Source organism: Flavobacterium sp. Root186, assembly GCF_001428525.1.
In the GTDB taxonomy this organism is placed as follows: domain Bacteria; phylum Bacteroidota; class Bacteroidia; order Flavobacteriales; family Flavobacteriaceae; genus Flavobacterium.
Genome location: NZ_LMHW01000010.1, coordinates 371,194 through 384,274, shown reverse-complemented (window position 1 = coordinate 384,274; position 13,081 = coordinate 371,194). Strand labels below are relative to the sequence as shown.

5 protein-coding genes are annotated in these 13,081 nt (G+C 36.1%); all 5 read right to left on the bottom strand.

Features of this window, described 5'->3' with window-relative positions:
- Window positions 1-238: 238 nt before the first annotated feature.
- The 5 genes from ASD98_RS05350 to ASD98_RS05330 all read right to left on the bottom strand — a co-directional run bounded on the left by ASD98_RS05350 (window position 239) and on the right by ASD98_RS05330 (window position 12,938).
- A complete protein-coding gene (locus tag ASD98_RS05350; protein WP_056201181.1) occupies window positions 239-2,506 on the bottom strand; it encodes a GH92 family glycosyl hydrolase in 2,268 nt (755 codons plus the stop codon).
- 243 nt (window positions 2,507-2,749) lie between these two features.
- On the bottom strand, window positions 2,750-5,152 hold the full coding sequence (locus ASD98_RS05345; protein WP_242412077.1) for a glycoside hydrolase N-terminal domain-containing protein: 2,403 nt from the start codon (window positions 5,150-5,152) through the stop codon (window positions 2,750-2,752).
- A 60-nt stretch (window positions 5,153-5,212) separates the two neighbouring features.
- The gene (locus ASD98_RS05340) at window positions 5,213-8,206 is read right to left on the bottom strand and encodes a discoidin domain-containing protein (protein ID WP_242412076.1); all 2,994 of its coding nucleotides are present in this window, start codon (window positions 8,204-8,206) and stop codon (window positions 5,213-5,215) included.
- A 145-nt stretch (window positions 8,207-8,351) separates the two neighbouring features.
- A complete protein-coding gene (locus tag ASD98_RS05335; RefSeq protein ID WP_082577795.1) occupies window positions 8,352-9,881 on the bottom strand; it encodes a RagB/SusD family nutrient uptake outer membrane protein in 1,530 nt (509 codons plus the stop codon).
- 33 nt (window positions 9,882-9,914) lie between these two features.
- Window positions 9,915-12,938 carry a TonB-dependent receptor gene (locus ASD98_RS05330; RefSeq protein ID WP_056201176.1) on the bottom strand — a complete coding sequence of 1,008 codons (3,024 nt, stop codon included), beginning with the start codon at window positions 12,936-12,938 and terminating at the stop codon, window positions 9,915-9,917.
- Window positions 12,939-13,081: the final 143 nt, after the last annotated feature.

Sequence of the window (13,081 nt, the reverse complement as noted above, 5' to 3'; positions counted from 1 at the left end):
GTATTGGTCATTTAAGTTTAGCCCCGACAGGTTTTTAAAAATCAGTCGGGGCTTGTGGTTTTACACAATCTTGTCATTCCGAGGAACGAGGAATCGCACTAGAAATTCCTCAAAGAAATGTCAACGATCATTGTCGATTCACTTGTGCCATTCCTCGTTCCTCGGAATAACAAAACAATAAAATTAAAATCCGCCGTAATTCGTTTAATCCGCAAAATCCGTGGGCAATATCTAATATCTAATTAACAGGTCTATCCTCTAATTTAATTCCCCATTTTTTATTAGGTTTTGGTCCCATACTAAATTCTAAAACCCCGCCATTATCAATCTCTGATTGATGAATAAAGGTCTTAGGATATGTTTTACCATTTAGCTTTGCACTTTGGATATAAATGTTTTTGTCTGAAACATTTTGTGCCACAACTTTAAAAATCTTCCCGTCTTTCAACTGAATTGAAGCTTCTTTTAATAATGGAGAACCAATAACATACGTACTGCTTGCAGGATTAACAGGATAAAATCCCATTGCGCTAAAAATATACCAGGCAGAAAGTTCTCCGCAATCATCATTTCCAGAATAACCAGATGAAGTCGTGTTGTACATTTTCTTTAAAATTTCAGCTGCGTATTGCTGCGTTTTCCATGGCTGACCTGCATAATTATACAAATAAGCAATATGATGACTTGGTTCATTTCCGTGCGCATATTGGCCAATGAAGCCAGAAGCATTATCGTTTACTTCTTCCGGTTTATCTTCTAAAGTAAAAAAAGTGTCTAGTTTTTTGGCAAAAGCATTATCTCCTCCAACCAAATTTATAAGCCCTTTTACATCTTGAGGAACGTACCAAAAGTATTGCCAGCCATTGCCTTCGGTAAAAGGGTATCCTCCGTTTGCACCATATTTTAACGGATCAAATGGTTCGATCCAGTTTCCTTTATCATCTTTGGCTCTAAAAAAACCTATTTGTTTATCGTATAAGTTTTTGTAGAATAGAGAACGTTTTGTAAAATGATTATAATCATCTGTTTTTCCGAGTTTTTTAGCCAATTCTGCCACGCACCAATCATCATAAGCCATTTCTAAAGTCAAAGAAACTGACTGTGATTTTAAATTTTCGGGAATGTAACCGTACTTTTCCCAGATCCCAAAAGGCGACCCCGGATGTTCGCGAGCTGCTGAATTCTTTACAGCTTCAAATGCTAAGTCTGCATTAATGCCTGATAAATTCTTAAGCACGGCATCAACCACAACCGGAATGGCATGATTTCCTATCATACAATAATTTTCCTGACCCCATAATTGCCAAATTGGTAAATAGCCAAAAACTTTGTAATACGCCAGCATACTGTTTACAAAATCAGCAGAACGTTCCGACTGCAAAATGGTGTACAAAGGATGTGCGCCACGATACGTATCCCACAAAGAAAATGTCGAATAATAGGGTTTAAATGAATTTCTAACCGTGAAATCTGCCGATGGATAATCGCCGCTGACATCAGATAAAGTATTCGGCTGAATAAAAGTATGATACAAAGCGGTGTAGAAAATCTGTTTTTGTTCTTCTGTACCGTCAATTTTTATTTTGCCGAGTTCTTTTTCCCAAACAGCATCTGCATTGTTTACGGTTGCATTAAAATCCCAAGACGGAATTTCAGCTTGTATATTTAAACGTGCATTTTCGATGCTTGTCGCAGAGATTCCAACTTTAACCAAAACTTCTTGTTGTTTTGAAGTATCAAAATCTAATATTCCCCTGATTGCATTTCCGTTAACGATTTTCGCATTATCATAACTATTGCTTCCATCTTTTATATGATTATGAATTATGGGCTGCGAAAATTCAGCATGAAAATATACTTTTCGCATTGGCGCCCAGCCTGTAATAATGCGATATCCTTCTACGGTATGATCATTGGGAAATGACAATTGTGAAGCTATAATTCGTGTATTCCAATCTGATTTTTTCATCGAATGATCTAAATCGATAATGATATGCGCTTCTTTATTTTTAGGAAAACTGTATTTATGAAACCCAGCGTGAGTTGTTGCTGTTAATTCTGCTTTTATTTGATAATCCAAAAGTTCTACGCTGTAATAACCTGGTTTTGCCGATTCTTTATCATGTGTAAATTTCGACTGATACGCATTTTGTCCTTCTGTTTCTTTCACTATTGCACCGCTAAAAGGCATTAGCATTACATCAAACAATTCTGCAACTCCAGTTCCGCTTAAATGTGTATGACTGAAACCTGCAATTGTATCATCGTTATAATTATAACCGCAGGCAACGCTCCAATCGGGTGTATTACGAGTGTCGGGACTAAGCTGCACCATACCAAACGGAACTGTCGCTCCGGGATAATTATTTCCTGAAAGTGGTGATCCGTGTGCTGCTCCCGTTCCAATAAACGGATTAACGTGTGCGGTTATTTTTTCTGTAGTCTGCGCTCTCAGGATTATAGAACTTAGAAATGCAACGCAGATCATTATTTTATTGAAATTCATAATTTTTTAGGATAAAAATTAGTGACATAATGATTTGATTCTTCTTTTTTAATTGCCTCCTGCTTTAGCTGGAGGTTGTTGAAATTAGATTCAAATAGGGCTTTAGCCGAAACGCTATGATTTTGGCTAAAGCCCTTTGTTTAATAGACTCTTTTTAACCTCCAGCTTTAGCTGGAGGCAATAAATTTTTTATTGATATTGCTTAATCCTGCAAGGTTTCAAAAACCTTGCAGGAATCACGCTCTATAATTTGGAAGATGTAATCTCTTTCAATTCCCCGTTTACTTTCACTTTTACTTTTGTTGCTACAGGAGATAGTATTTCATATTTGGTGATTTTTCCTTTTTCCCATTTCATATTTATGGTAAAATTTCCTTCGGCTTTAAGCCCTTTTACCTCACCTGCCTTTAACCAAACATCTGGCATAGCAGGTAATAATTCAATAAACCCTGCATGACTTTGAATCAACATTTCTCCAATTCCTGCTGCAGCTCCAAAATTTCCATCAATCTGAAACGGCGGCCCGGCAGAAAGTAAATTAGGATAAACTCCCCCACCTGCTCCATAATTGATATTGGTAGCAAGAGTTGGTCTCAAAATTGTTTTTAATAATTTATAAGCTCTGTTTCCTTCTTTCAAACGAGACCAAAACAGCATTTTATAAGCAATTGACCAGCTTGGTCCATCATCTCCCCTGACTTCAAGCGTTTTCTTCGCCGCTTCGGCAAGTTCCTGTGTGCTTTCAGGAGTTATTAAAGAAGCAGGATATAATCCGTATAAATGAGAAATGTGGCGATGCTGCGCGTCTGGTTCTTTATAAGGTTTTAGCCATTCCTGAATTCTTCCGTCTGGACTAATAACTCCCGGCGGAGGTAATAATTTCAATCTTTTCTCTAGTTCAGTGCTCAAATCCGTATCGATTCCCAGTTTTTGAGATGCTGTAATTACGTCATTAAATAATTCACGAACAATTTGATTGTCAATTGTAGGTCCCATACAAACATGAGCATCTTGCCCATTTGGCAAGAAAAATGAATTTTCGGGAGAAACTGACGGCGAAGTTACCAGCCAGCCCGTTACCGGATCTTTTACCAGCATGCTATTATAAAACTGAGCCGCTCCTTTTATAATGGGGTAAATTTCTGCTAAATAAGCCTTGTCGTTTGTATACAAATAATGGTTCCATAAATTGTTGCATAACCAGCCTGAACCTGCTTTTGCAATTCCCCATGAAGCGCTTTCGCCTGGTTCTGTAAATCCCCAGACATTGGTAATTACGTGCGCTACCCAGCCATCGGCATTGTAGTAGGCTTTGGCTGTTTTTTCTCCGTAAGGAACCATTTGTTTCACCAAATCTTTTAATGGGAGATTTAATTCTGAGAGATTCCCCGTTTCCAGTGCCCAATGATTCATCTGAACATTTACATCAAGATGATAATCTCCATTCCATGGAGTCTGCACCTGATGCGCCCATAATCCTTGCAAATTTGGAGGCAATAATCCAACTCTTGTGCTGCTGATGCTTAAATAACGTCCGTATTGGTAAAACAAAACCGGAAGTTCGGTATCTGAATCAGGTTCTTTTAAAAAAGCATCTAAACGCTCATTTGCAGGCAGTACTTTTTTATCCGATTTTCCAAAATTTAAAGCCACACGATTGAACAATTTCTGATAGTTTTGAATGTGGATTTTCTTCTGATCCTGATACTTTTTCTGCATCGCTGCATCTAAAATTTTATCAATAGAAGATTCAAAACTTTTATCTTTAAAATCTGTTCCGGCACCAATATATAGCACAACTTCTGTTGCGTTTTTTATTTCAATTGTATTATTGGTATATAAAGCACTTCCGTCTGTTGTTTTAGCTTTTACTTTGGCTTTATATTTCATCCCTTTTCCGTCAATTCCATTGTTCAGCTGCCCCGCCATAACAAGAGAATTGTCATTTTCATTTACAGTTTTAAAATGTTCCGGCCGGTCTAACTGTATTGTAAAATTGAGTTTTCCTTTTTTACTTGAAGTCAGTTTTACAAAAAGGGCATCATCTCCAAAACCTGCAAAATATTCACGCTTGTATGTAACTCCGTCAATGGTAAATTGTGTGGATGCAATCGCAGTTTGTATATTCAGATTTCGGCTGTAATTTGTGACTTGCGAATTGGTTTTGTAATCAAATTTAAGGGTCATATTCCCTAAAACCTGGTAACATCCAAATTGTACATTTGCGCCGTCTCCGCTTCCTGATCCCGGTCCTTTACACACAAAATTTTCATTGATCAATTTCTCGGCTTCACTATTTTTATCTGCCAAAAGCAATTCTCTTATCTGAGGCAGAAAAGAAAACGCTTTGTAATTGTTGGCATCTTGTGGCGATCCGCTCCAAAGGGTAATATCATTTAAAACCAATTTTTCGGTTGTAATACCACCGTCAGGCATAATTCCTAAACGTCCGTTTCCTAAGGGTAATGTTTCTTCCCATTGAGATGCGGGTTTTATATACCACAACTCTAACGGATTACTTTGCGAATAACCTAAAATCGGTATGAGTATAAATAGCAATGCTTTGTATTTTTTGATATTCATGTTGTTTGTTTTTTTCCACAGATTAAAAGGATTAGAATGGTTTTTTGTCTGTGATAACTTCATATTTTTTTGTGTTTTAGTTCGTTTGTATTAAACCTGTCAGGTTTGCGTTGAAAACACTTTTTATTTATTATAAGGAATTGCTTTTATAACCGGTTTTTCTCCATTTTTTAAAGCCGATTCATCAAATTCTATAGTAACTTCTTTGCTTTCACCTTTTAGCAAAGTAAAGTAGCTGTCACTTACGATTGCTGGTAATATTTGAGTTCCCGATTTATCATTTAGTGCTTGTATCTGGATTCCGAATGCAATTCCTGAAGGGCTTGAAACTTTAGATTTAATAACATATTTCCCGTTTTGTTTTACCACTTTACTGGAAACATTTACATTTGCTTTTGGTAATTTATTCAAATCTGTGAAATCTTTCATATTAGAACCCCTCCAATAAAAATTCTCACTGATTACTTTATTCTGGGCATCTTTTAATTTTAATCGGATGAAATGCACCGGACTTAAACTGGAAATATCGCTATTAGTCTCTGCTCCAAAAACTTTAAAATCGTACAAGGAATATCCCCAGCCGGAACCGCGTTTTATTCCCAGCATTCGTACATAACGGCCTTTGGTTTCATCAAACGAAATATTCTGAAGTCCTTGTTTTCCATCTTTAATACTACTCGCATCTGCCCAGTTTTGAGCGTCAGAACTTATTTGGATTTTATATTCTTTGCCGTATGCATTTTCCCAGTTTAAAACGACACGATTAATGATATATTCCTTTTCAAGATCTATGTAAATCCACTCATTATCTGTCGAATTACTAGCCCAGCGGGTATTTGAATCGCCGTCTGTAATATCTTTAGTATTTCCTCCGTCTGTAGAGGATGCGGTAACATTTTTTTGAAAAGCTAAATCTTTTTGATTGGAATAAAACGGAATTACGAAACTTTCTGTTGCTGTGTTAGAATAAGAATCTACAACGGCATTTTGACTGAACTTCGCTACTGATTTTCCATCTAAATTATAAACCGTTGCTTCGGCATTCAAATTCTTGAAATCAGTTCCGGTAGTATTAATTACTTTAACCGAATTATTTACAGGACTCCACTGAATATGCATAGGTTCACATGCCGATTTTACGCCCCAATAAGCTCCTGTTAAATCATAGTAATAATCGTAAGTCTGCCAAACCATACTTGGATAAGAGGACTGACTCATCCAAATCATTATTCCCGAAGCGTCTTCCCACATATGGTCTAACCAGCCTTCATACATCGCTTTATTGGTTTCGATATTTAACAATTGGGCTTTTCTGGTATATTCTTCCAGATTATTTGGTTTGCCGTAACGTTCTGTTATGCTTTTATCATAATTGTCCGGAGAAGCATTAAAAGCTTTTTGTCCGAAGAAATGTTTGTCCCACATATCGTTTCTCGGCCACCAGTCTTTTTCCGGAATAAATTTTTTGAAACTTTCAATATTAGGAAAAACGGCTGTACCAATTTCAGATCTTAAACCCCAGCTTGGGCCGTCTCCTGTTCCCACATAAGGTTCAGGATATTTTGTAAAATAAAACCTTGGATCTTTATTGCCCCAAAGTCCGCTGCCGCTTAGATTTCCTGTATTTGAACAAGGCTGATAATAACGGTCGTTATTGTCAAATGTTTTGATGTTTTCGGCAATCCATCCATTGAGCGGAGGCTGAGGTAAACCTTCATTATTGCCACACCAGATTGCAATACTGGCATGATTTCTAACGCGTTTGATTTTCTCAATTACATTGCTGTTGAAAACATGAATATCTAAAGGAAGGTTCGGATTTGCATTTAACCAAAAATCATCCCAAACCATAATACCATATTTATCGCAAGCCTGGTAAAATTCATCATCTGTTGTCGAACCTAACCAGTTACGAATAATATTGTAATTCATTTCTCTATGAAGTTTGACTTTCAAATCGTATTCTTCGCCTCTGCAGCGAAGCATATATTCGCTCATTCCCCAGTTTCCTCCTTTAAGAAAAACACGTTTTCCGTTAATCGAGATATGTAAAACACCGCCTTCTGTATCGTAGGTATATTTTTTAATTCCGAAAGTTATTTTTTGAGTATCCGAAACTTCATTTCCTATTTTGAAAGTAAACTGGCAGGTATATAAATTAGGATTCCCGTAACCATTTGGCCACCATAATTTAGGGTTTTGAATAGAAAGCTCAGGAAATTGTTCTTTGCTCAATTTTACACTTGTAACTGCATCTGCATCAAGACTGATTTTTTTTGAAAAAGTAATATTTCCAGGCATAATTACACCTGTAAGAACTCCTTCCTGATTTTGTGCAGATGAATTTTTAAGGTCTACTTTTATATCCAAATCTGCACGGGAGTTAGTTGGCAGATTGGCATGAACCCAAGGGTCAGCAATTGTTACTTTATCTGTATTGCTTAAAAATACATCATCTGTAATTCCTGAGTTTAATCCCGGCACATAAGGCATCCAGTCCCAGCCCGCACTTGAAATATAAGTTGGGCTTCCATAATTGTTTAAAGGCTGTTTTGGAATGCTTACCAAAATCGTCAATACATTTTTGGCTTTGCGATGAATCAATTTTGTAATATCAAATTTACCACGCTGCATCATTCCGCTAAGGGTGGCTAATTTTTTTCCGTTGAGATAAATATCTCCTTCACGATTGATTCCTTCAAAGTTTAGCCAGATTATTTCTTTGGTGAAATTTTCGGGAATGCTAAATTCTGAACGATACCAAAAACTGCGGTCGTATTTTAATTTATCAACCTGATAAATATTGTCGCCAAAGTTGGGATCTTTTTCCAAACCGCTTACTACATAGGAATTAAAAACCGTACCTGGAACTACTGCTTTTGCCCAATCTGTATCTGAGTAATCTGCACTAGATATTTTAAGGCTGTCTTTTCCTAATTCTGCCTGCGGTTTTACTTTCCAGACAATGTCTGAAGAATTTAGGCTTACTTTATTCTGAGCATAAAAACTTAGTGATATGGCATTTAAAACAAATAAAGAGATATAAACTTGAATTGTATTGAATTTCATATTGTTATTTGAATGATGAAAAATTGTAACTAAAAATAAGAATGCCATTTTGGAATAAGTTTTTCTAACAGAATTCTCAGGACTGTTTATTACCTATACCCAAAATGGCATTACAAATCAAAACTGTGATTATTAACCAAAAAATCACATAACCAAACGATAAAAACTATTTTAAAAACTTTTCTAAATGATATTAATAACCAGGATTTTGATCTTCCGGGTTTATATCATCATTAAGCTGAATTTCTTTTAGAGAAATTGGATACCTGTTGTGAAATTCGGCTATTGTTCCGCTTTCAGCTGCCCATTTATTACGAGCTTTTACATTCTGCACCAATTTTCCTGTACGGATAAGATCCATTCTTCTCCAGCCTTCGAATGCTAATTCGCGCATACGCTCATCTAAAATTCGGTCTCTGAAATCTGCCTGAGAAAGTCCAGTCCAATTCATTCCCGCCGGAAGTGTTCCTCCAAAAGCACGAGTACGAACTTGATTTACATATCCTTCAGCATCAGTAGTACTTCCCAGCTCATTTAAACATTCTGCGTAGCACAACAATACATCAGCATAACGAATGTATGGTTTGTTTTTTCCTGAATTCCAAAATGATTGTCTTCCGTCTACACGAACATCTTCGTATTTTTTTACATGCGGATCTAATTCGTCTCCTCCAAAACCTGCAGGAATTGTTGGTGTAATACCTCTATAAGTAAAATCATAACGAATACTTGCGTCTTTACGTTTATCGCCTGGTTCCCAGATACCGCCTGCTGATTTGTCTTTGTAGCAATATTGTGTAGGGACTAATAAATCATATCCTCCAAAATAAGCGTATTGATCTAAGTTTGCTATTGCTCTAGAACCCGTCTGCCACTGAATTTGATTGTTATCAGGCCAAGTGTTGTTGAACTGAAATTCATAAAGTGACTCTGTAGAGTTAGCATGATCCGGGCTAAAAACATCTGCATAATTTGCTAATAAGCTGTATTTTCCTGAAGCGATAACTTTTCCAAGCCATTCTTTTGCCTGAGTGTAGTCACGTGCGCCAGAGCCTACAGGAGCATATAAAAATACTTTACCCAATAATGCCTGAGCAAGATATTTTACAGGCAAAGCTTTATTTGACTGTGTAACTGGCAAATTTGCTTCGGCTACTTTAAGATCATTGATAATGTATGTATATACATCTGGCAATGGCTGTCTTCCATATCCTAATTCCTGAGTACGTGCCTGATCCAAAATTGGAATTTCTCCCCAGTATTGCGAAAGCTCAAACATTAAACTAGCTCTTATAAAACTAGCTTCTCCCAATAATATACTTCTACGGGCTGTATCAGCTTCTGTATTGTTGTTCAATGCATATATTGCCTGACCAGCACTTTGTAAAACTAACCAGCGTGAGTCCCATTGCTCAGCCAAAGCTGTATTTTCCTGAGAAAGAAAACCGTTATAGTAATCTAATCCAGCTTGTCCAGGAGTTGTCATTACCTGAAATGCCCCTTGCTGTGTTTCATCTGTTCCTAATTGAAACATTAGTCCTCCTCTGTCTTTTTGTACATTTCTCCATGAAGAATACATTCCCAAAACAAGAGGTTCAATATTATCCATTTTTGAATAAGTCTGTTCTTCAGTAAGAGCAGTATTTGGGTCCTGATCTAAGAAATCTGAACAGGAAGCAAAAAGCATTAAGGATGCCATTGCTGTTAAAATTTTTACTTTCATAATTATATTTTTAATTATTGTCGAAAATTATTTTTAAAGTGAAACATTTAAACCTAAAACAAACATTCTTGAATTAGGATAACTATCTCCTCCTTCTGGATCGTAACCTTTGTATTTTGTGATCGTAAATAAATTAGATCCAGTAACATAAAGTCTTAGATTTTGAAGATATGCTTTCTCCAAAATTGAATTAGGAAAGTTGTATGACAACGTCAATGCATTTAAACGTAAGAACGAAGAATTTTGAATGGCCAATGATGTCTCATAACTGTTAAATCTTCCACCGCCATAGTAAGCTCTTGGCACATCTGTATCAGTATGCTCTGGTGTCCAACGATCTAATAAATCAGTATGAGCGGCGCTCATTCCGCCAGAACTCATAAAACTTTCATAAGCAGAGCTAATTCTTCTTCCTCCAATAGAATAAGCAAAAACAGCATTCAATCCAAAACCTTTGTAGCTGAAATCAGTTGCAAATCCTCCATAAAAATCTGGATCTGTGTTTCCAACCACATAACGGTCGTTATCATCAATTTTTCCATCTTTATTTCTATCTACAGGAACAATATCTCCTGGTTTAACTGTTCTTCCTCCAAAATTGATTTTGCTTATTTCCGTCATATCCGATGCTTGAGCAATTTTATCAAACTCAAATACATAAATAGAATTGACAGATTTGCCTACGAATAAATTTCCTGTTCTTTGAATTTCAACTCCCGTGTAACCTCCTGTATTGTAGATCGCCGTAGTTTCTCCATATAACTTCGTAATTTTATTTTTGGCTGAAGAAATGTTTCCTGAAATATCCCAGTTAAGGTTATTATTTTTTAAAATTTTATAGTTTGCACTAAATTCAACTCCTTTGTTTACCATCGTTCCTACGTTGTCTATTCCAGTAGTAAACCCACTTAAACTAGTTACGCTTTTTATCATTAACAAGTTGTCATTTTTAATATCAAAATAATCCAGAGTCATAGAAAATCTGTTATCTGAAGTTGCAAAGTCTAACCCAAAATCAAATTGTTTTTGTCTTTCCCATTGTAAGTCAGGATTTCCTAAATAATCACTTGGTTTATAAACGACACTTCCATTCGTATAAACTGGTCTATATTTACTTACATAAGCGTAGTTTGGTATGTTTTGATTACCTGCAATACCATAACTTCCTCGAAGTTTTAATAATTTAATACTTTCTACAGATTGTAAAAATTCTTTGGCAATATCCCAGCCTAAAGCTACAGATGGAAAAGTTCCCCATTTATTATTAGGTCCAAAACGAGAAGAACCATCTAAACGTGTTGTAACTGTTGCGAAGTATTTTTTATCATACGAATAATTTAATCTTCCTGTGTAAGACAGTAATGTCGTAGTCACAAAATCTGAACCTAATGAAAAATCTTGCTTTTGAGAAGCACCATTTAAGTACATATAAGTAAAATCATCTGATGAAAAACCTCTTGCATCAACTTGCGTGTAATTGTTTGAATTTTTCTGCATAGAAAAAGCTCCAAGTGCACTAAAATCGTGTTTTCCTATTGACTTATTGTATGTGATAGTATTATCCCATTGGTAGTTCAATTCGCTGTATCTGTAATGATTAGCATCTCCGTTTGCAGAATTTCTGATAGATTGTCCCGTATCCATTGGCTGATACGAAAAGTTAGCCTGATCAGTAATATCTACAGAAAAAGTAGTTCTTAAGTTTAATCCGTCTGCAGGTTTAATGTTTACATAATTACTTGACATTAAACGGTTTTTAGAACTTACATTATCAATCGTTAAACTTTTAATTGGATTGTAAGCATCTGCGTTCAATACGTCTCCGTATTTCAAATAAGTAGCATCTGGATCAATAGGCAATAGTGGATTAGCGCCTAATGCATTTCCGAAAGCACTTCCTTCGATATAACTTGCCTCGCTGCGTGAAAAAGTAGTACTTGTACCTATTTGAAGCCATTTTTTTACGTCCTGCGTCAAATTGATTTTTCCGTTATATCTTTTGAAAGAAGACTTTTCTAAAAGCCCATCCTGATCTGCGTAGTTGAAGCTCACAAAATAAGAACCTTTGTCTCCTCCCCCTGAAAAAGAAAGATTGTAATTAGTCTGCATTCCTGTTCTTGCTACTTCATCTAACCAGTTGTAACTCTTTCCTGTTCTGTAAGATTCTAATTCGTATGGGGCAAATACTGTAGATCCGTCTGATTTAATCTGGTTAACGTAAGCAGCGCGATCAGCATTTGGATTTTGATCCATATATTGATTTGCAAACGCATCAACTCTAAGGTCAAACAATTGCTGCCCGTTCATTAACGGAAGCGTTTTGCTAAACTCAGACATTCCAACCCAGGTATCAAAGTTTATTTTCCCTTCTCCTTTTGATCCTTTTTTAGTAGTAATCACCACAACTCCATTTGCTCCTCTGGCACCATAAATGGCTGTAGAAGATGCATCTTTTAAGATATCAATATTCGCAATATCATTTGGATTTATCGATTCAAAACCGCCGTCAATAATAAGGCCGTCTACAACAAATATTGGATTTGTACCAAATTGGATTGAGTTGTTTCCTCTAATTTTAATACTACCGCTTGAACCTGGAGTTGTATTTTGCTGTACATAAACACCCGCTGCACGACCTTGCAATGCCTGCACTGCGTTTGCCGTAGGTGTTTCCAGCAATTTTTCTCCTTTTACGTTTCCAACTGCTCCGGTAAGATCTCCTCTTTTTACTGAGGCTCCTACTACTACAATCTCATTTAATTCCTGTGGACTTGGAGTTAGAGAGACATTAATTTCAGATTTATTGGCAATAACCGTCTGCGGATTAAACCCTATAAACTTGAACTCTAAAGTTGAGCCGGATTTTACGTTTGACAATTTATAACTGCCATCTATGTCTGTTACTGTAGAATTCGGTGTACCTTTTACCAGAATTGTGGCACCTGGCAATGGTAAATTTTCATTGTCTGTAACTTTACCGGTTATGGTTTGGGAGTAAAGTGTACCGGCACACATCATAACTACTAAGAAGCATAAGTATCTTATTGCAATTCTCATAATAATTTGGTTTTTTAGTTAATAAATTAGTGAGTTAGTTTTATTCTTTTTATTGAGCATTAAAATATGAGAAAACGAATTGACTTATACTATACTATACTACAACATTACAAACATACAAATATTTTCAATACATCCAAATT